The organism is Micromonospora sp. NPDC003944 (genome assembly GCF_053605225.1).
Genome location: NZ_JBSGIV010000012.1, coordinates 62,013 through 81,776, shown reverse-complemented (window position 1 = coordinate 81,776; position 19,764 = coordinate 62,013). Strand labels below are relative to the sequence as shown.

Below are 19,764 nucleotides of genomic sequence, written 5' to 3'. Positions count from 1 at the left end.
CCCCGCGCGGAGGCGGGACGACCACACCGGATCAGCGTTACGGCGTCGCGCAGATGGCGTACGCCGTGTCGGACCAGTTCCCGGCGAACGCGTCCTCCTCGTACGCGCCGGACGCGGCGGACGTCGGTGCGGTCGCGGGGCCGCCGTTGGGGCGGAAGTCGTCCACGATGCCCTCGCCGGTCACGCCGTTCAGCTCGTAGCCGGCGCCGGTGAGCACCTTCCCGACCGGGCAGGTCGCCGTGACGCTGCGGAAGTCGAGGGAGTTGCTGGCCCCCATGGTGGAGGCGCGCACCAGGCCCGCGAGGGGGTTGGCGCAGATCGCGTACGCGGTCGCGGACCAGTTCAGGGCCGTGGCGTCCGACTCGTACGCGCCGACGGTGACGGCGGTCGGCGCGGTGGCGATTCCGCCGTTGGGGCGGAAGTCGTCGACGACACCTTCGCCAGTCACGCCGTTCAACTCGTAACCGGTGCCGGTGAGCACCTTCCCGACCGGGCAGGTCGCCGTGACGCTGCGGTAGTCGGCCGAGTTACTGACGCTGGTCGTGGTGACCCGGACCAGGCCGGGTACCGGGTTGGCGCAGATCGCGTACGCCGTCACCGACCAGTTCCCCGCGAACGCCTCGGTCTCGTAGGCGCCGACGGTGACCGCGGTCGGTGCCGTGGCGACGCCACCGTTGGGGCGCAGGTCGTCGACGACGCCCTCGCCGGTGACGCCGTTGAGTTCGTAGCCGGTGCCGGTCAGCACCTTCCCGACCGGGCAGGTCGCCGTGACGCTGCGCTAGTCGGCCGAGTTGCTGACGCTCGTCGCGGCGACACGCACCAGGCCCGGGACCGCGGCGGACGCCGGGCTCGCCGGGACGAGCACCACCCCGGCCGCGACAAGACCAAGCACGAGTACGAGGGCGCGGGCTTGTTTCTGGGTACGCATACATATCTCCCGTCTGAGGCCCGATCAGCGGCTGTCGTACCGCCGATGTCAAGGCCGGTCGAATGACGGGTTGACGTTAAGTAGCTACCTGAACAGGCGTTATCTCCAAACCGACTACGTCGCGTAACAGACCAGCAGCGTGAGCCCGCGCCCACATATTGACTGTTAACTATCAATCCTGCGGGCGCGGCCCTAGCATTCGCCTCATGTCCGCTCGCCGCGTCACCGTCGCCGTAGCCGTCGCCGCGCTGGCGAGTCTGCTCACCGTCAACGCCGCCCGTGCCGACGGCCCGGCGATCAGCACCCCCGGCACCCCGACCGTGGTCGCCAACGAGCCACATCAGCTCACACTGAGCTGGGCACCCTCCGCCTGGGTCGAGCCCGGCATGGAGCAGCCGATCAACTACGAGGTGCAGGTACCGCTGGGACCGAACACGTACCGCTTCCTCGACTCCACTACCGACACCACGATCACGCTGACAGACCTCGCACCCGGGACGACGTACCGGATCGCGGTTGCCGCCCGCGCGCTCGGCGGCTACTCCGACACCTCGCCCACCACCACCGTGCGCACCGCGAACGGCCGCGCGACGGTCAGCTACCTCAACCTGGACTGGTCTCCGACGAACAACCAGATCCAGCACCTCCTGAAGGTGACCAACACCGGCACCGGGCCGCTCGACCTGAGCACCGTGCAGGTGCGCTACCACCTGCGCTTCGAGGGCGGCAACACCTCGCTGGTGCCGAACTGCGACTGGGCCGCGCTGGGTTGTGACCGGATCCGGCAGACCGTGCAGTTCTTCGTCCCGCCAGGCGGGCCCTCGGCTTTGACCACGCCAGCGCCGCCAGGACCCCCGCCGGGTACGCCCGTCCCCGGCTGGGTGGAGCTGACCTTCACCGACGGCACACTCGCGCCGGGCCAGTCGACCGGGCCGATCCAGCTACGGCACCACCGGCACAGTTGGAGCAGCATCGACGAACGCGACGACCCGAGCTGGCTCACTGCGACCGGCCAGTGGATCTCGAACGACCGGATCACGCTCGATGTGGACGGGGTACGCGAGTTCGGAGACACCTCGTCCTGATCGTGCGCCGGCCGGTGTGACGGCGGGCCTTGTCCTGACGAGCGGTATACCTGTGAGTCATAACTATGACTCACAGGTATACCGCTCGAAGGGGAACTACTCCCGACCGTCCCGCGGCGGATGCCGTACGCCATGGATCGGTAGGTCCTCGACGTGGCCCCACTTCAGGTCGCTGCCATGGAGCAGCGCCGCCTCGCCCCAAGAGACCCGGAGCAAACCCTCGTCGGAGTTGCAGGCGAAGCCGACGAGCAGCACTTTCGGCTCGTCGGCCAACTGCTCCACGGCCTCCCGCAGGGCTGAGCGGTCGCGGGCCTCATCTGGCGTGAGCGGCATCAGGGGCAGCGTGACCTCTTCGTGCCTCTGTTCGGGCCCGAAGAGGATCAGAAGATCGCGGATCAAGCGGTTGAGGTCACGCCCGGGGCGGACGTTACGCATGTCCACGTCGCTCCGGGTCGCGTACCGCCACGGCAACAGGAGGTGACCCCGGCAGATGGTGACCCGCACCTGGGCCCCCGGCGGATGTACATCCACCACGTCGGGGAAGTCGTGCAGATACTCGTGCAACACCTCGTACTGCTGTTTCCACCGGACGGGGCCGAAGGCGTGGTCGGTGTCCAACTCCGACGCCTCGCGGGCACCCTGCGCAAGCTCGACCGCACGCGCCAGCGCTGCCGGAACAGCGGTGCGCAGAGCAACTGCCAGAGGCAGCCCGAACTTCTCGACGGACCATTGCGACGGACCATCCCCACCCACGTCGCTCACCCCCCGTGCTGGCGCGCACACGTTCAGATAGAAAGCCTCTCATGACCGTCAATGGGGAGACGGCCGCAGTGAATGTGGGCGGCGGGGATGTCGAGGGCACGTAGCCGGGACCGCGCGCCGGCGAGCATCGCGGGTGGGCCGCAGAGGTAGATGTCCTGGTCGGGCTGGTGATGATCGAGGGCGATGGTCAGGGCGTCGCCCCGCTCGGCCGGCTCGGCGCACGGGTCGTCGGAGAACGCCGGCACGATTGTCAGCCAGTCGTGGGCGCACTGGAGCTTGTCGAGGGCGACCGAGTCATACAGGTCGGTGAAGGTCCGCGCGCCGACGATCAGCGTCACCCGCCGCCCGTCCGGTGCCGCGGCGACCTGCTCGACGAGGGCGCGCAGCGGCGCCAGGCCGGTGCCACCGGCGACGAGCAGCAGGTCGTGGGTGCTCGCCGGGCCGAGGCTCAGGCCGGTGTCGACGGGTGGGCCGAGCCAAAGCGGCTCGCCGGGGCGTACGTCATGGACAAGGTGGTGGGAGACGGTGCCGGCGGGTACGGCGCGGACGTGCAGCTCGACGGTGCCGTCCGTGCGTGGGGCGTTGGCCGGCGAGAGCCAGCGCCAGTGTCCGGGTAGGCGCGGTGCGCAGACCGGCAGGGCCTGACCTGGCTGGAAGGGCAGTCGCCGCCAGGGACGTACCGTCAGGATGGCGATGTCGGGCGACGGCCGGTCATGGCCGACGACCTCGACGTGCCACCAGGCCCGGCCGTCGCCGGCGCGGGCGGCGGCGCGGCGGATGGCGTGCGTGGCGCGGCCCAGGGCGCGCTCGGCGGCTACGGTGAGCTGCGGCGTCCACACTGGCTGGGCGTGGCGGGCCACGGTCGCGAGCAACGCGTCGCCGATGGTGGTGGCGTGCGGGAGCAGGTCGAAGTGACGGTACGCGCGGCCGAGCACCTGGAGCAGCGCCGCCCGACTCGCCGAGGCGTCGCCGCCGACCAGGAGGCGGCCCAGTGCGGTGAAGAACAGCGGCGCGTCGCGCTGTGGGAGCAGCCCGGGGCGACGGTCTTCAAGGGTGCACCAGAAGTCGGCGGCGGCCCGCACGTCGACCGACTCCCAGGCGGCGGCCAGGCTCACGCGGGCCGGGTGGTCGTCGTCGATCACGGTGGGCATGCCGGCTCCAAGTCGTCGACTCATGGGCTGGCACCGGGGCGGGCGAAGCTGTGCCGTTGAGGGCCGGCGCAGTTCCGAGGCCGAGCACCCGCCCCGGGCCATCCGTCGACTGTCGCGTCTGACCAGGCGCGACGGCATGTCACCGTGATCGTCGGCGCCATGCGCGATCGGTATGCGGCCGACGCCGCGACTGTCGGATCCGGCAGACTTGCGGGCATGACGGAACGCCCGGTGCTGTATCTGGTCGTCTGTGCCGCGGGTCCGGCGGAACACATCGACGAGTTGGTCGACCTCCTGATCGCCGACGGGTGGCGGGTGTGCATGATCGTCAGCCCCACCGCCGCGCCGTGGCTCGACCGTCAGGCGTTGCAGAACAAAACCGGCTATCTGGTACGCGTGGAGTGGCGGATGCCCGGCGACCCCGAGCCGCACCCGCCGGCCGATGTGGTGGTGGCCGCCCCGGTCACGTTCAACACGGTGACCAAGTGGGCGTTGGGCATCAACGACACGTTGGCGCTCGGCGTCCTCAACGAGTCACTTGGCGCAGGGCTGCCGATCATCGCCTTTCCGCACACCAGGGAGGAGTTGGCCGCGCATCCCGCCTACGCGGGTCACCTGGAGGTGCTGCGCGCTGCCGGCGTGGCCGTGGCCGACGGGAAGCCGCTGAACTCGGTGGACGGGCCGGTGCGTTGGGGCGTGGTCGTCGAGGCGCTGCGGGCGGTACGCCAGTCCTGAGTTCGTTTGCCCGGCGGTCCCTTGACGATATGCGTCGCGCGTATACCAGTGCCCCACGCAGCGTGTTCAATGGATGAGCTCGATGAGGCGAGACGGACGGAGCCGCCGGTGACACACGCGAACTGCCCTCGGTGCGGCGGACGGCTGGCCCGGGACAACGACAACGGACGGTGTACGCCGTGCCAGGCCGCCGAGCGGGACCGGCTGAGCGCGCCGCCGGTGGTGCCGGCGAGCTTCTGGGACCACGAGCCGGTGCGACTCGCGCTTGCCGAGCGGCATCTGGGGCGGGTCATCCGGGCGTACCGCTGCCATCCGTACCACGGGCGGGTCGCGTTGCCGCAGACCGTGGTGGCGGGGTGGTTGGGGATCACGCAGGCGCAGCTGAGTCGGGTGGAGAACGGCCCGCCGCTCGTGCATCTGGACAGGCTGGCGCACTGGGCACAGCTCCTGGGGGTGCCGGCTGCCAGTCTCTGGTTCGCTCTCCCTGGACAACCTCAGCGGCCGATCGATAGACCCGAACTTGCTCACGCCTCAACCGTTCTACAGAATGCCGGGCCGGACGAGGGTCGGCGGGCTCTGTTGGCCGGCATCGCCGCTGTCGCTGCGGGTGCGGGTCTGCTCGGCGGCAGCGAACTTATCCAGCCACGGCGTATCGGCACGGCGGATATCGCACGGCTGAACGCAGTGCTGGAGCTGTATCGGTCGGTAGACCGCGAAACTGGCGGTGGCCTGCTGTATCGGGAGGTGGCCCGGTTCGCAGATTCGGTGTATCGAATGCTTGATTGGTCGCGCCCAGCCGAAGTCACACCGCCCCTCATCGCAGCGGTGGCGACAGCCCGGCAACTGGCCGGCTGGACCGCACTCGACGCGGGGAGGCACGGCGACGCGCAGCGGCACTTCGTCGCCGGTGAGCGTGCCGCGTTGACTGCTGATAACGCGCCGCTTGTCGCGATGATTCGGTACGCGCAGGCCAAGCAACTTCAACACCTACGGCACAACCGGGATGCCCTCGCGACCCTGCAACTCACGTACGCACAGCTCGGATCGCATGCCACACCAGCGTCCAAGGCCCTGCTCTGGGGCGCGCAAGCAGCCTCGATCGCGGCGCTCGGCGACCATCAGACCGCCTTGACAACCCTCGGCAAGGCGAGCGAACAGTTCGAGCGCATCAACAAGGAGCGCGAGCCGGCCTGGATGGGCTTCTACGACCGCGGCGAGTTGTTCGCTCAGTACGGGCGGGTGTACCGGGACATGGCACGGATAGACCGCAGGCACGCGGCAGAGGCGGTGCGCTGGGGCAGGGATTCCATCGCTGCGTTTGGCGCGGGGAACGTGCGCAGCACCGTGCTCAATGAGGTCGGGCTGTGCAGCGCGCTGTTCTTGGCCGATGAACCCGACCAGGCGCTCGCTGTCGGGGCGCGGGTGCTGAAACAGGCACAGGCAATGAGCTCCCGGCGGGTAATCGATCGAGTGGTGAATCTGCGTCGTGATCTCGCTCCGCACCGGGAGCTTCCGGCAGTGGCAGCGTTCGAGCGGGGGCTTACCGCCCAAGCTTCGAGGACCGCATGAGCGGGCGATTCTCCGAGGAGGCAATGACGGCGGCTATGCGGGATATCGCCGCCACCCTTGGCGTTTCCGCGGATGCTGCCCAGTTGCTGCAATTGACCAACAATGCCGTGTTCGCATTGCCTCGATTCGGAATCGTCATCCGGATCGCGCGAACCCATCAGCTCCTTGACCGGGTGACCAAGGTAGTCCAGCTTGGGCGGTGGTTTGCCCGGGTCGACGCACCGACGATCCGGCTCACGCCCGATGTCGAGCAGCCCGTGCGAGTCGGCAACTTCGTCGCCTCAGTCTGGTCCTACGTTCAACCGTCGCCGTTTGCTCCCACGGTGGAGGATCTCGGCCTTGTGTTGCGCGACTTCCATGCTCTCGGCGCGGCGCCCATCGCACTCCCGGCTTGGGATCCTGTCGGCGACGCCCGACGACGCCTGGCCGACGCCGAAGGTCTTGATCAGCTCGACCGCGATTTCCTGGTGAGATGGTGCGATCGCTTGGAGCCGCAGTTGGTAGAGCTCAGCCACCGAGAGGAGCCGAAGCTTATCCACGGGGATGCGCACGTCGGCAACCTGGTGCGAGAGACATCGGGCCGGACGGTAATATGTGACTTCGATGCCACCTGCATTGGGCCATGGCAGGTTGACTTGGTAGCGGTGGCGGTAGGCGAGGCGCGGTTCGGAGGCACGGGCCTACACGAAGGGTTGGCTACCGCATACGGCTACGACGTGACCTCGGACCAGTCATGGCCAGTCTTGCGAGAAGCCCGTGAGCTGAAGATGATCGCTGCCGCCGCACCACTCATTAACAACTCGCCGAATGTGGCGGGCGAGTTCGCAAATCGCCTCCAATCAGTGCGAGAGAACGACCCTACAGCTCGTTGGAAGCCCTTCGCCGATCTCGTCCCAAGCCGTCGTCACATGCGTCTGTCGACGAGCCGACACATGTGAAGAGACATGAACCAGGGACGGTCTAGAAGCGCCACGACCGACTAGATTGCCTGAATGACGGATCTTGAGCGGGGTGTGTACGAGCACCTGATCACCCGTGAGCTGGCCGACCGCCTCCAGCACGTCGACCCCGCCCTGATCCAGCACCACAACCTCGACCCGGCCGACGCACACACCGCCCTCGCCCGGCACATCGCCACCCTGGCCGCCCGAGCCCTTCAGTCCGTCCCCAACGGCGACGACAGGCTTGTTCACCAGATCGCAATGGCGAACCAGATCTCCGAAGCCATCGCCGCCCTCAGCCCGAAGGCGGCCACAGAGCAGGACCAGGTCACCGACGCCAAGCACCTGCTCCACGCCATCGCCGCCCCACCGACCCCACCGGCGCTGCCAGCCTTCCCACAGCGCCCCACCACTCCCCTCTCCACCGGCGCGCTGCTGGTCAACGGCCGTCACCAGCCCCGCATCGGCCACGAGGTCAACCACGAGATGGCGTCGGCCGAGAGCGTCGATCTGCTCTGTGCGTTCATCAAGTGGTACGGCCTGCGCATCGTCGAGCCAGCCATCCGGGACCTGATCGACCGAGGTGGCAAGGTTCGCGTCATCACCACCACCTACCTCGGCGCGACCGATCAGCGCGCGCTGGACCGGCTCAAGGAGCTGGGTGCCGAGGTCAAGGTGTCGTACGAGACGCGGACCACTCGCCTGCACGCCAAGGCGTGGCTCTTCCGCCGGGCCAACGGCACCACGACCGCGTACGTCGGCTCGTCGAACCTGTCGAAGACCGCCCTGGTGGACGGCGTCGAGTGGAACGTGCGCATCTCGAACATCGAGCAGCCGCACGTCATCGACACGTTCACGGCGACGTTCGAGGACTACTGGAACGACCCGGCGTTCGAGGCGTACGACGCGACCAGGGACGCCGAGCGGCTACGGCATGCGTTGCGCGGGGAGCGCCGCGACGACGCACCGACCGCGATCTCGAACCTGGACGTGCGCCCGTACCCGTACCAGGCCGAGATCCTTGCCGACCTGGACGCCGAGCGCCTGGTGCACGGGCGCTGGCGCAACCTGGTGGTGATGGCGACAGGCACCGGCAAGACCGTGGTCGCCGCCCTCGACTACCGCCGGCTGCACCGCAGCAAGCGGGTGGATTCGCTGCTCTTCGTCGCTCATCAGGAGCAGATTCTCCGGCAGAGCCTGTCCACGTTCCGGCAGGTCATGGGCGATGGCAGCTTCGGTGAGACCTTGGTCGCGGGCGAGAAGCCGAACGGCTGGAAGCACGTCTTCGCCTCCATCCAGTCGCTGCACCGCCGCGAGGTCGACCCCGAGGCGTACGACATGGTGATCGTGGACGAGTTCCACCACGCCGAAGCGCCGACGTACACGCGGCTGCTGGAGCGCCTGCGTCCCCGCGTACTCCTGGGCCTGACGGCGACCCCCGACCGGGCCGACGGCGGCGACGTCCGCCGGTGGTTCGACGGGCACGCGGCTGTTGAGCTGCACCTGTGGGAGGCGCTGGAGCGGCAGTTGTTGTCGCCCTTCCAGTACTTCGGGCTGCACGACGACGAGGACCTGTCGCACGTCACCTGGAAACGTGGCCAGGGCTACGACCTGACGCAACTGAGCACCATCTACACCGCCACCGATGCTCGGGCGCTGACAGTGCTGCGCGCAGTCCGCGAGAAGGTGGACGTCGGCCGAATGCGTGCGCTCGGCTTCTGCGTGAGCATCGAGCATGCCGAGTTCATGGCCGCCCGGTTCAGGAGGCACGGTGTCGAGGCGGCGGCGGTGACCTCGCGGGCCAGCACCGATCGGGCTGGGCTGTTGCGGGACTTCAAGGCCGGCAAGCTGCGGGTGCTCTTCACCGTGGACCTGTTCAACGAGGGCGTCGACCTGCCGATGGTCGACACGATCCTGATGCTGCGACCCACCGAGAGCGCCACGATCTTCCTGCAACAGCTCGGCCGTGGTCTGCGCCTCGATGACGACAAGCCCTGCCTCACGGTGCTCGACTTCATCGGCGGGCAGAACGCCAACTTCCGCTTCGACCTACGATGGCGCGCCCTGACCGGGGTGAGCCGACGGGCGATCACCGAGGCCGTCCGCGACGACTTCCCGAGCCTGCCGAGCGGCTGCCACATCGAGCTGGACCGGGTGGCGAAGGAGATCGTCCTCGCCAACCTGCGATCGGCGCTGCCCACCTCGAAGGCTGGCCTGGTCTCCGAGCTGCGGCAACTCGGCGACGTCACCCTGGCGACGTTCCTGCGCGAGACCGGCTTGGAGATCGAGGACGTGTACCGATCGGCAAGCATCGGCGGCTGGACCGGGCTGCGGCGTCTCGCCGGCATCGAGACGGCCGCGCCCGGCCCGGACGACCGCGAGTTGGGCCGGGCCATCGGCCGCATGCTGCACACCGACGACATCGACCGGCTAGAGCTGCTGACAAAGGTCGCGGCCGGACCGCCCGCGCCAGGACATCAGGTGTACGCGGGCAGCAGCCGACTGTTGGACATGCTGCACTTCAGCCTCTGGGGGCCGAACGCCGCGCTCGCGACGCGCGACGAACGGCTGGCACGGCTGTGGAAGGAGCCGGCGCGTTGCGCCGAGTTGCGGCAGGTCGCCGAGGTGCTGCGGGATCGCATCCACCGGGTCACGCCCACGCGCGCGGCCGGGGCGGTGCCATTGCGGGTGCACGCCAGGTACAGCCGCAACGAGGCATGCGCCGCCTTCGGGATGACCAACCCCGGGTCGCTGCGAGAAGGGGTGAAGTGGTTGCCCGACGCCCAGGCCGACCTGTTCTTCGTCACCCTGGTGAAGTCCGAGGCGCACTACTCCCCCACCACCATGTACGCCGACCGGGCCATCACCGACACGTTGTTCCAGTGGGAGTCACAGAGCACCACCTCGTCGGCGTCGGCGACCGGGCAGCGCTACACGTCGGCTGGGTCGACGGTGCACCTCTTCATTCGGGAGACCCGTATCGCCGACCGCGACCTGGGCGCACCGCCATACCTCTACGCCGGCACCATGACGTACGACTCGCACACCGGCGACCGGCCCATGCGCGTCCTGTGGCAGCTCCACCACGCCCTACCCGCCGACGTGTACGCCACCGCCCGAACGATCGCCGCCTAGCTTTCTCCGGCCATTGGTCAGGCTGCGTCCGCGTTCGGGGCGAACCTGACGTCCAGCCTTCGGTCCAAGGCTCGGGCTAGCCGCTCCAGGACCGGCAGCGTCGGCACGGTCCCGCCTGCCTCGAAGCGGGCCACCGCAGACTGAGTCATGCCCGCGGCGCGCGCCAACTGGCTCTGACTCCAACCATGCCCTTCGCGCAGGTGGCGCACCTCTTGGCCAAGCTCGAAGGCGATCCGGGTGGCCTCGTAGGTCTCGGCCGCCCCTGGCTCAGCCATCCGGCGCTCACGCAGGTCGTTCCAGTCCAGGCGATCACTCATCGCTCTGCCCCCTCGTTCACGATGTGCCGCTCCGCCACGCACCGCTCGAATGCGCGGCGAGCCCGCTCGACTTCCCGGTCCTCCCGCATCCGCGTCTTGCGGAACACCGTGAGCAGGATGATCCTTCGGTCGGAGGCTATCCAGTACGTCACGCGAACCGCGTCGCGCTCCAGATAAAACCGCAGCTCTCGCAGCTTGCCGTCGAGTTGTCTGCTGTGCGGCTCGCCGAGCAGCACGCCTTGGCCAGCCAGAAGATCGATGTAGAACGCCGCTCGGGCGAAGTCGGCAGTTGGTAGGTCCTCCAGCCAGTCTCGGACCTCTGGTTCCATCTCAACGCTACCCCAACCCATAGCATCGATGCTATGGGTTGGGTCTTTCCCAGCGAGCTTCATCCAAGGCGTGTCGTCGATGATGTCGCTCCTGACCTTGCCGCACTTGGGGCAGTAACAACGTCGAGGCTGCCTGCCACGCACCCGAGTGATGGCGCGTTAGGTTGAGGACATGGAGCAGCGGATCAGTCTGATCACTCTCGGGGTCGCGGACGTGGCCCGCGCAAAGGCCTTCTACGAGCAGCTTGGCTGGCAGGGCCAGGAGGTCGAGGAGACGGTCTTCATCCAGGCCGGCGGTCTGGCCCTCGTCCTCTGGGGCCGTGACAAGCTCGCCGCCGACGCCGGCATCGACGACCCCGTGACCGACGGCTTCGGCGGGATGGGGCTCGCCCAGAACGTCCGCTCCCGGGCCGAGGTCGACGAGGTGATCGCCACCGCGACCAGGGCCGGTGCCACGGTGACCAAGCCGGCCCGCGAAACCTTCTACGGCGGCTACGCCGGCTACTTCGCCGACCCGGACGGTCACCTCTGGGAGATCGCCTGGAACCCGGGCTTCACCCTTGCGGAGGACGGCTCCCTCACCGTCCCCGACTTCAGCGCCATGAACTGAGCAAACGGCAGGCAGAGGCGTTGATCACGGCATCGGAGACGGGCAGAGCAGTGGGTCCACCACCGGCAGGTGAAGCGGGTCCGGACAGACAGCCAGCAACCCGGGGTCCGGCGAGGGCGTAGGTGTTGGGGTCGGAAGCGGGGTCAGCGTCGGCGAGACGGACGCGACGGGCGGCGTCGGCAGCGCTGACGCGGGCGGTTCCGTGGTGGTGACCGGCGTCGGCACCGTACTGGCCGACGGAGTCGGGGCGGCGGTCGGGAGGACGGGCGGCGCAGCGGGCGGCGGCAGGGCCACCGCCACGACAGGCGGCACCACTGTGGAGACATCTGCCGGTGCCGACGGCCGGACAGCGGGGACCGACGGCGGGTTCCACACGGCACTCACGGCCGAGCCGACCCGCGTCCTGGGTGCCACCGGCCCGGTCGGTACGAGCGGCACTCCAGCCCTGGGTACGTCCATGGCGATGATCTCCGCCGAGGCCACCGGCCCCCGCGGACCCCACGCGGCAGGCCCCAGAGCGCCCGGTCCGAGCGTCACGAGAACCACTGCGGCGACGGCGGCAGCCCCCAGCGCCCGCCGGTCGGGGCGTACCGCCGTCAGCGGCGCGTCGTCGGGGTTCACCAACAGCAGAGGCGCGGGCGGGGCGGCGCGGTGCGCGGTCAGCAGCGCCTCGACGTGCGCCACGACGGTGGCGCGATCGTCGGCAGCCGCGAGGGTGAGATAGAAGCGGAAGTTCACCACGGCATTCGCCGGAACCAGCAGCCCATCAAGTCGAGCGTGGCCTGGTAGCAGGGTGACCGGGATGTCGGGGTGGGGGGCGGGGCCGATCAGGTCGTCGTACCGCCACTCGCGCCGGTGCTCCCGACCGCCGAAGGCCACCCGCCGGCTGGTCACGACGGCCATGCCGCTGTCGACGACCCGCAGGCCCGGCGGCAGAGTCTCGGAAGAGGGCTCAGTGAAGGAACACAAGCCGGGGGTGGGCAGGCCGGGGACGTGTCGCGCCTCGGCCTCGACGAGCGTGGCGGCGGGGAGGACGCGGAAGACGAGTTCGTCGTCGTCGAGGTCCACCGGTAGGCCGGCGCGGGGCTGCGTACACCCGAGGAAGCTTGCGGCTTCGATGCGGAGCCGGCCCAGGTGGTCGTCGCGGCGCTGCCAGGCTTCGGTGGCGTCGCGGTACGCGCGCTGCCGGCGCTCGTTCTCGCGCTCCGCCCAGGCGATCCGCCAGGGTGCGCAGGACACAGAGGTCACGGTCACACGCGGTACAACCGCTCACGTACGTGACAGGGAACGCGACCAGGATCGATGTGTCCCGTCTTGCCCGGAAGGAGAGAGTTGCAGGTGATCAGCCGGCGCGCCGCCGGTACGGCTGCGGGCCGTGGGTCGGGAACCGCGACTGGGTACGCGGGGGGTACGCCTCGCAGTGCTCGGTCCAGTGCTCGGCGGCGGTGACCAGGGCGTCCGCGGAGACGGTGAGGATCAGCGGGTAGATCGCGCTTGACGGCCGGCGCATCCACGGCGGCAGCGACTCGGCGGAGAATTCCACGATCAACTCCAGCCGGCGTCTGCGCAGCACTCGGCTGCGCAGGGCCAGGTTGGGTTCGGTGAACCGCACCATCGCCGGTGGCGCGCTCAGCGCGAGGGCGGCGGTGGCCTGCCCGTGCAGCCACCCGCCGAGCGCGCGGGCCTCCTCGACCATGAGGCTCGGGTAGTGGTGCGACCAGTTCTGACCGTCGGCGGTGCGGGCGTCCACCTCGATGAGCAGCCAGTCGTGCCAGCCGGGGGTGGCCCGGTCGGGGTCGTCGGGCGGGTCGATGCCGGGCTGGTAGCCGACGGGGCGTATCCGCACCCTCGCGCCATCGTCAGACCGGATCTCCACTCGATCATTCTGGCCGAGCGAAGCGGACTTTAGCCCCTGAATCGGTCACTTGGTGACGGTCCGCCGTACGCCCTCGTGCTCGGCGCAGGCCCTGGACCGGCCGCCGGTCAGGCTGACCGACCCGTCGCGGCACTGCACGAGGTAACCGCGACCGGCCCAGAACTCCGGTACGCAGTCGAACCAGTCGCACACCTCGGCGGCCGGCTTGCGGATCCGTGTGCCGCCGCAGAAGTCGTACCCCAGGGGGTTCTCCGGCGCCCCGCAGCGTGGGCCCGGGGTCGCGCTCGGCGACCGGCGTGGTGATGGTGTCGGCTTCGGTGGCGGGGGTTTCAGGGCGAGCGCCGGGCCGATCCGCGCGGGTGCGGCGCTCGCGGTGGGCGCCGGGGTCGCGGCCACGGCGACTTCCCTCCGGTCGGACGGGTCCGACTCGATAAGCGCCGCCGGCACCAGCAGCGCGATGGCCGCCGCCACCGCGATGGTCCTGCGCCCCCCGGGCACGAACGACGACAGCCGGGCCTGCCCGGGGGTGGCCACGGCCGGCCGGAACGGCTTGAGCTGGGCGTGCTCGGCGATCAGCTCGTCGAGTTGGGCGAGCACCGCGGCGCGTTGCTCGATCGCGTCGGCGAAGGCCAGGGTGAGCTTGAACCGGAAGTCCGGCGCGGCGTCGGTGGGCAGCAACAGCCCGGAGGTACGCCGCCGGTCCAGCACCTGGATCAGGGTGACCGGCGCCGCCGGGTCGTGGGCCAGGCCGGTGATCCGGCCGTACGCCCAGTCGCGCCGGCCCCTCCCGCCGAGCAGCACGAGTCGACGGTTGGTGATCACGGCCATGCCGGCGTCGGTGACGCGTACGCCGTCCGGGCGACGTGGACGCAGCGGCCCGGCACTCGGGGCGACCGCGAGATCCGGCGCGGGCAGCACCGTGGTGTGCCGCACCTCGACAAGTTGCGCCGCCGGCAGCGCCCAGAGCACCACCTCGTCGGCGGCCAACTCCAACGCCAGACCGGCGCCGGCGGCGGCCGACCCCTGGAAGTCGGCGGCCAGGGCGCGGAGCCGCCGTAACTCGTCGTCGCGTCGCCGCCACGCCGCCTCGGCGCCGCGGTACGTGCTGACCCGCCGCACGTTCTGCCGGTGCGCCCACCGGTACCGCCAAGTGGAACCCGTCGAATCAGTCTTTGCCACGCCGACTCCTTCGCCGCGCAGGCCACCAATCTGGGGTGTCACCGGGTTTAACAGGCGTGGCGCGGTGCCCAGACACGCCGAAACGGGCGAAGTACCCGATCGGCGGACCAACCAGCACGTTAGGGCGATAAGCTTGCGTCGATTCACGTTTCCGAGGGGGTGACGGTCGTGCCGACAGTCACGCTGCCCGGGGTCGTGATCGGGGTCGACATCGGCACCACGAGCACCAAGGCCGTCGCGTACGACACAGACGGACGGCAGCTCGGCAGTCACCTGGCCGGCTACCCGCTGAACAACCCCGAACCCGGCTACGCCGAGCAGGACCCGCAGCTCATCCTCGAAGCGGTGCTCCAGTCGATAAGCCTGGTCGTGGCCGAGCTGGTCCAACCGGTGGCCGGGCTGTCGTTCGGCTCGGCCATGCACAGCCTGATCGGGCTCGACGGGGACGGCAATCCGATCACCCCGTCGGTGACCTGGGCCGACTCGCGCTCCACCCGGCAGGCCGAGCGGTTGCGGGCGGTGCCGTCGGGGCTGGCCCTGCACCGGCGTACCGGCACGCCGATGCACCCGATGGCGCCCCTGCCCAAGCTGCTCTGGTACGCCGAGCAGGAGCCGCAGCTCTTCGCGCGGGTCGCGCACTGGGTGGGCATCAAGGACTGGGTGCTGCTGCGGCTCTGCGGCACGCTCGTCACCGACCACTCGATCGCGTCGGCCACCGGCCTGCTCGACATCCACACGCTGGAGTGGGACAGCGAGGCGTTGAACATCGCCGGTATCACCGAGGCGCAGCTCCCGCAGTTGGTCGCCACCACCGCCGTGCTGCCCAACCTCACCCCGCGGACCGCGACCGAGACCGGCCTGCCGGAGCGCACCCCGGTGGTGGTCGGCGCGGGCGACGGTCCGCTTGCGAACCTGGGGCTGGGCGCTGTGCACCCCGGCATGGTGGCCTGCTCGATCGGCACCAGCGGGGCGATGCGGGTGATGGTCGAGCGGCCCGGCGTGGACCCGCTCGGCGGGGTGTTCTGCTACGCGCTGACCGAGCACCGCTGGGCGGTCGGTGGCGCGATCAACAACGGCGGCATCGTGCTCAAGTGGGCCGGCGCGGCGCTCGCCCCGGATCTCGGTGAGCACTCCGAGGAGGATCTGGTCGCCCTGGCGGCCCGCGCGCCGGTCGGCTCGGGCGGGCTCATCATGCTTCCGTACCTGCACAGCGAACGCGCACCACACTGGAGCGCCCTGCCGCGCGGCGCGTACGTGGGGTTGACCCACGGGCACCGCCGCGAGCACCTGGTGCGGGCCGCGCTTGAGGGTGTGTGTCAGCAGCTCGCGCTGGTGCTCAGCTCGGTGCGTGCGGCCGGCAACGAGGTCCGCGAGATCCGGGCCGGTGGCGGCTTCGCCCGCAGCGGCCTGTGGCGGCAGATGCTCGCCGACGTGCTCGGCATGCCGGTGAGCTTCCCGGCCGCGCACGAGGGGTCGAGCTTCGGCGCGGCGCTGCTCGGCATGGAGGCGCTCGGGCTGATCCCCAGCATCGACCTCGCCGCCGACCTGGTGCAGATCGAGGAGACGGTCCGCCCCGACCCGGCCGCCGCCGCCACCTACGCGTCGCTGCTGCCGCTCTTCGCCGAGCTGTACGAGGCCCTCACACCCGCCTTCACCTCGATCCGCCGGATGGCGCCCGGCCTGCCCACCGATCCCGAACCAACGGGGTGACCGGTGCCGGTTCGCACCGGGTCAGGGCGCCTCGATGCCGGCGATCAGGTAGCGCTGCACGTCGGCGTCGAGGATCGCCGCTTCCTGCGCGTCGTCCGGCCCGGAGCCACGGAACGCGGCCAACTGCTCCGGTGACTCCCAGCGTTCGTAGACGTGGATCCGGTCGGGCTCCAACGGGTCGGCCACCAGCAGGAAGTCGAGGCAGCCGGCGGTGGCGCGCGCCCGCGCGATCACCTGTTGGCAGTCGGACAGGTACGCCTCGCGAGTGGCCGGTTCGACCTTCAGGCTGCCGGCAATGATCAGCACGAGTCCTCCGGGGTGAGTGGCCGTGAAGCGTGATGCCTGTGCGTCGTCTTTATACCTGTGGGTCATGGTGTTCGGGGGGACGTTGCCGCCCCGGACGGGTGATGCAGGTCCCGCCGGCCTCACCAGCCTCCGGCGCTTCATATCGTGCAAACGTGAGAAAAAGCGACAAGAGGCGCTCATCTTCCCTGCTGGGCAACTCTGCCCGCGTACCCCTGAAAGTCCTGACGGCGGCGGTCGCGCTCGCGGTGCTCGCGACGACCGGGCCGGCCACCGCGGACGGTCCGGGCCGCGCGCCCGGCGCGGACCCGGCGCAGACGACCCCGCCGGGGTACGGAGCTGAGCCCGGCGACGGTCAGGGCCACGAGCCGGGGGTGGACCCGACTCCGGAGCGCCCGCCGACGAGCGAGGTGTCCTGGCTGTCGTTCCCGGGCGGTGTGTTCGCGGTGGACTCGCTCGGGCACACCGTGCGCTACCGCGCCTGCGACGGCGACACCGGTCGGGTCGGCGACCCGGGCATGCGCGTCGCCGCCGGGGTGGCGAGCGGGGTTGTCGTCGTCGGCGGCACGGCCTACCGCTACCGGGTGCCGCTTGTCGGGCGCAGCGAGGGCACCCTCGAGGTGATCCCACGGCACCGCCCGCCGACGACGCTGACCGGCGTGGTGGTCACCAGTCCGCAGCCGCCCACCGACCCGGTCGCCGGTGCCCGCCTGTTCCCGCTCAGCGGGCAGCTCGCCCGGGTGGTCGCCGATGCGAGCCTCAACCCGGCCGGGGCCACCGTCCGCGACCTGTCCGGCCGCTACGGCGACCAGCAGATCGCCGTCAACGGATCGCTGCGGCCCAAGGCGGCGAGCGTCATCAAACTGTGGATCCTGGTCGAGTTGCTGCGTCGGGTCGACTGTGGACAGGTCTTCCTCGACGACGGGGTGCTTGTCACCCCGGAGGACGTGGTCGGTGGCACCGGTCAGTTGCAGTTCGAGACGTTCCCGCAGGTGGTGACCCTGCACCGGCTCGCCCAGTATCTGATCAAGTACAGCGACAACGTGGCCGCGAACGTGCTGATCACCTACCTGGGTGGGTTCGCGCCGGTCAACGCGCTGATCGACTCGATGAACCAACGCTCCACCATCCTGGCCCGCCGGATGCTGGACAGCGCGGCCGCGCAGCGCGGCGAGGAGAACTACACAAGCCCGGACGACGTGGTGTCGCTGCTCGGCGCGGTCTGGGAAGGCGAGATCCTCACCCCCGCCTCGCGCGACCTGATGATCGGGTTCATGCGGGAACAGACCCTGAACACGAAGATCCCGGCGGCGTTGCCACCAGGCGTGCCGGTGGCCCACAAGACCGGTGACCTGCCGGACGCCTCACACGACGTCGGCTACTACCTGATCCCCGGCACCGAGACCGCCGTCGCGTTCCTCACCGCCGGCCCCATGGCCACCGGCGACGAGACGGTCCGGCGGATGGCCCGCACCGTCTACGACTTCCTGGTCCCCCCGGTCGACGGGGCGGTCGAGGAGTGAACCGGCGTCAGGCGCCCGGGATGTTCGCCGGCGGGTCCTCGCCGACCACGTCGGCCGCCGGCGGGTCCGCCGACACCGACAACCCGAAGTCCGAGTACGTCAGGTCGAGCTGGGCGACCTCGGACTGCTTGCTCGCCAACTCGATGCGGTAACGGACCAGCCGACCCTGCTCGTCGACTGCAGCGGTGAACGGCACCGCCCCGGCCCGGTCACCGAGCACACCGCCGACCCCTTCGCCGAGCACCGCGGCGCTCTGGCGCAGGTCCAACGTGCCCGCGTACTCCCGCGCACCGGTCTGCCGGACGGCGGTCGCCGCGCTGACCGTGCCGGCCAACCTGGTGTTGTCCAGCCCCTTGTTGGTGGGGGGTGAGCCCGGAGCCCCGACATGCCACCAGGTCTTGCCGTCCCAGACCGGAACGCGCCGGTCCGGGGCGCTGACCCGCACGTAGACGTCCGGCCCGGTGGTGAGCCGTTCGATCTTCACCTCGCCGCTCGGCACCTTCAGGGATGTGGTCTCCAGACCACGCTTCGCCCCCGGGTCCCAGAGCACCACCGTGCCGTCCCCGCCCGACGCCCCGCCGCTGCTCAACGTCAACTTGTAGGTCTGCTCGTCGACCTTGCCGGCGGCGGCCTTGAGCACACCGGCCGGGTCGGTCGGGCCCGCCGACGCCACCGGGCGACCCGCACCGGGTTCGTCCCCGGTGGCCACAAGTGCCCACACGCCGGCGGCGACAGCCACGGCGACGACGACACCAGCGGCGATCAGCTTCGGTTTCTGCACAGTCATCTCCCCGGGGGCGGTGCGGTCCGGCCAGAGTAGCCGGACCGCCAGTCGTCACGCCCGGCTGATCGCGTTGGCGTGGATTGCCTCGTTCAGGTACGCGGCCAGCCCCGGGGCGATGGCCTCGTAGTACGCGGTGAACCGCTCGTCGGCCACGTACATGTCGGCCAACCCGGTGTGGATCTCGTACGAGCACTCGTAGAACCAGCGGCTGATGAGCTGCCGGTGCTCCTCGGCCACCTCCATCGCCGCCGGACCGTCCGCGGGTGCGTCGGCGGCCATCAGCGCGACGACCCGCCGACCCCAGTCTTCGTTCTCCGCCTTGTTCCGCAGCCAGTCGTCCTTGGTGTAGCCGGCGACCCGCCGGTTCGACTCCCGGTACGCGTCGGTGTCACCCCACCGCCGCCCCGCCTCGGCCTGGTGCTCCTCCGGGTCGACGTCACCGAAGACCTCGAACCGCTCCTCCGGCGTGAGTTGGATGTTCATCTTGCGTGCCTCCATCGCGAACTCGATCGCCGTGACCATCTCCTGCAACCGCTTCAGCCGTACCGTCAGCAGCTCGTGCTGTCGGCGCAGATGGGCAGCCGGATCGGCCGCCGGGTCGTCGATGATCGCGGTGATCTCCTCAAGCGGGAAACCCAGCTCCCGGTAGTACCTGACGACTTGCAGCCGTTGCAGGTCCGCGTCGTCGTAGCGGCGGTAACCGGCCGAGGTGCGCCCGCTCGGCGATAGCAAGCCGATCTCGTCGTAGTGGTGCAGCGTCCGCACCGTCACGCCGGCGATCTTCGCCACCTGACCCACCGTGTACGCCATGGTCCCCCTCCCTTCCG

Annotated in this window: 20 protein-coding genes; 8 read left to right on the top strand and 12 right to left on the bottom strand. The window is 70.0% G+C overall.

Going from position 1 to position 19,764, the window contains the following annotated elements; genetic code table 11:
- Positions 1-37 precede the first annotated feature (37 nt).
- Complete coding sequence (locus ACWER9_RS08615) at positions 38-745, bottom strand: hypothetical protein (protein ID WP_452301208.1); 708 nt, start codon at positions 743-745, stop codon at positions 38-40.
- A 33-nt stretch (positions 746-778) separates the two neighbouring features.
- Positions 779-928 (bottom strand): hypothetical protein, encoded by a 150-nt coding sequence (locus ACWER9_RS08610; RefSeq protein ID WP_452301207.1) that lies wholly within the window; start codon positions 926-928, stop codon positions 779-781.
- 206 nt (positions 929-1,134) lie between these two features.
- Here ACWER9_RS08610 and ACWER9_RS08605 point away from each other — a divergent pair, with 206 nt between their 5' ends.
- A complete protein-coding gene (locus ACWER9_RS08605) occupies positions 1,135-2,013 on the top strand; it encodes a fibronectin type III domain-containing protein (RefSeq protein ID WP_452301206.1) in 879 nt (292 codons plus the stop codon).
- Positions 2,014-2,109: 96 nt separating this feature from the next.
- Here the strand turns inward: ACWER9_RS08605 and ACWER9_RS08600 are convergent, their stop codons facing one another.
- Positions 2,110-2,766 carry a hypothetical protein gene (locus ACWER9_RS08600; protein WP_452301205.1) on the bottom strand — a complete coding sequence of 219 codons (657 nt, stop codon included), beginning with the start codon at positions 2,764-2,766 and terminating at the stop codon, positions 2,110-2,112.
- A gap of 32 nt (positions 2,767-2,798) precedes the next feature.
- Complete coding sequence (locus ACWER9_RS08595) at positions 2,799-3,926, bottom strand: FAD-binding oxidoreductase (RefSeq protein ID WP_452301204.1); 1,128 nt, start codon at positions 3,924-3,926, stop codon at positions 2,799-2,801.
- Positions 3,927-4,142: 216 nt separating this feature from the next.
- Between ACWER9_RS08595 and ACWER9_RS08590 the strand changes: the two genes are divergently transcribed.
- The 4 genes from ACWER9_RS08590 to ACWER9_RS08575 all read left to right on the top strand — a co-directional run bounded on the left by ACWER9_RS08590 (position 4,143) and on the right by ACWER9_RS08575 (position 10,306).
- On the top strand, positions 4,143-4,661 hold the full coding sequence (locus tag ACWER9_RS08590; protein ID WP_452301203.1) for a flavoprotein: 519 nt from the start codon (positions 4,143-4,145) through the stop codon (positions 4,659-4,661).
- A gap of 108 nt (positions 4,662-4,769) precedes the next feature.
- Positions 4,770-6,230 carry a helix-turn-helix domain-containing protein gene (locus tag ACWER9_RS08585; protein ID WP_452301202.1) on the top strand — a complete coding sequence of 487 codons (1,461 nt, stop codon included), beginning with the start codon at positions 4,770-4,772 and terminating at the stop codon, positions 6,228-6,230.
- Positions 6,227-7,168, top strand: coding sequence for an aminoglycoside phosphotransferase family protein (locus ACWER9_RS08580; RefSeq protein ID WP_452301201.1), 942 nt, complete (start codon positions 6,227-6,229; stop codon positions 7,166-7,168). The genes ACWER9_RS08585 and ACWER9_RS08580 overlap by 4 nt, the downstream gene beginning before the upstream one ends.
- A 54-nt stretch (positions 7,169-7,222) precedes the next feature.
- Complete coding sequence (locus ACWER9_RS08575) at positions 7,223-10,306, top strand: DUF3427 domain-containing protein (protein ID WP_452301200.1); 3,084 nt, start codon at positions 7,223-7,225, stop codon at positions 10,304-10,306.
- A gap of 17 nt (positions 10,307-10,323) precedes the next feature.
- Here the strand turns inward: ACWER9_RS08575 and ACWER9_RS08570 are convergent, their stop codons facing one another.
- Positions 10,324-10,623 carry a helix-turn-helix domain-containing protein gene (locus ACWER9_RS08570; RefSeq protein WP_452301199.1) on the bottom strand — a complete coding sequence of 100 codons (300 nt, stop codon included), beginning with the start codon at positions 10,621-10,623 and terminating at the stop codon, positions 10,324-10,326.
- Positions 10,620-10,952 carry a type II toxin-antitoxin system RelE/ParE family toxin gene (locus tag ACWER9_RS08565; RefSeq protein ID WP_452301198.1) on the bottom strand — a complete coding sequence of 111 codons (333 nt, stop codon included), beginning with the start codon at positions 10,950-10,952 and terminating at the stop codon, positions 10,620-10,622. The genes ACWER9_RS08570 and ACWER9_RS08565 overlap by 4 nt, the downstream gene beginning before the upstream one ends.
- A gap of 172 nt (positions 10,953-11,124) precedes the next feature.
- Between ACWER9_RS08565 and ACWER9_RS08560 the strand changes: the two genes are divergently transcribed.
- Positions 11,125-11,562 (top strand): VOC family protein, encoded by a 438-nt coding sequence (locus ACWER9_RS08560; protein ID WP_452301197.1) that lies wholly within the window; start codon positions 11,125-11,127, stop codon positions 11,560-11,562.
- Positions 11,563-11,586: 24 nt separating this feature from the next.
- Here the strand turns inward: ACWER9_RS08560 and ACWER9_RS08555 are convergent, their stop codons facing one another.
- The 3 genes from ACWER9_RS08555 to ACWER9_RS08545 all read right to left on the bottom strand — a co-directional run bounded on the left by ACWER9_RS08555 (position 11,587) and on the right by ACWER9_RS08545 (position 14,617).
- Positions 11,587-12,810 (bottom strand): hypothetical protein, encoded by a 1,224-nt coding sequence (locus tag ACWER9_RS08555; RefSeq protein ID WP_452301196.1) that lies wholly within the window; start codon positions 12,808-12,810, stop codon positions 11,587-11,589.
- Positions 12,811-12,904: 94 nt separating this feature from the next.
- Positions 12,905-13,438, bottom strand: coding sequence for a WapI family immunity protein (locus ACWER9_RS08550; protein ID WP_452301195.1), 534 nt, complete (start codon positions 13,436-13,438; stop codon positions 12,905-12,907).
- A 45-nt stretch (positions 13,439-13,483) separates the two neighbouring features.
- Positions 13,484-14,617, bottom strand: coding sequence for a hypothetical protein (locus tag ACWER9_RS08545; RefSeq protein ID WP_452301194.1), 1,134 nt, complete (start codon positions 14,615-14,617; stop codon positions 13,484-13,486).
- A 168-nt stretch (positions 14,618-14,785) separates the two neighbouring features.
- On the opposite strand from ACWER9_RS08545, the gene ACWER9_RS08540 reads away from it, so the two are divergent.
- Complete coding sequence (locus tag ACWER9_RS08540) at positions 14,786-16,327, top strand: gluconokinase (protein WP_452301193.1); 1,542 nt, start codon at positions 14,786-14,788, stop codon at positions 16,325-16,327.
- Positions 16,328-16,348: 21 nt separating this feature from the next.
- Here the strand turns inward: ACWER9_RS08540 and ACWER9_RS08535 are convergent, their stop codons facing one another.
- Positions 16,349-16,633 carry a putative quinol monooxygenase gene (locus ACWER9_RS08535; RefSeq protein WP_452301192.1) on the bottom strand — a complete coding sequence of 95 codons (285 nt, stop codon included), beginning with the start codon at positions 16,631-16,633 and terminating at the stop codon, positions 16,349-16,351.
- A 152-nt stretch (positions 16,634-16,785) separates the two neighbouring features.
- Between ACWER9_RS08535 and ACWER9_RS08530 the strand changes: the two genes are divergently transcribed.
- The gene (locus ACWER9_RS08530) at positions 16,786-18,153 is read left to right on the top strand and encodes a serine hydrolase (protein ID WP_452301191.1); all 1,368 of its coding nucleotides are present in this window, start codon (positions 16,786-16,788) and stop codon (positions 18,151-18,153) included.
- 7 nt (positions 18,154-18,160) lie between these two features.
- Here ACWER9_RS08530 and ACWER9_RS08525 read toward each other — a convergent pair whose 3' ends face one another.
- Positions 18,161-18,934, bottom strand: a complete 774-nt coding sequence (locus ACWER9_RS08525) for a hypothetical protein (protein WP_452301190.1) — start codon at positions 18,932-18,934, stop codon at positions 18,161-18,163.
- 54 nt (positions 18,935-18,988) lie between these two features.
- Entirely contained in the window at positions 18,989-19,747 is a 759-nt protein-coding gene (locus ACWER9_RS08520; RefSeq protein WP_452301189.1) for a MerR family transcriptional regulator, read from the bottom strand.
- Positions 19,748-19,764 lie beyond the last annotated feature (17 nt).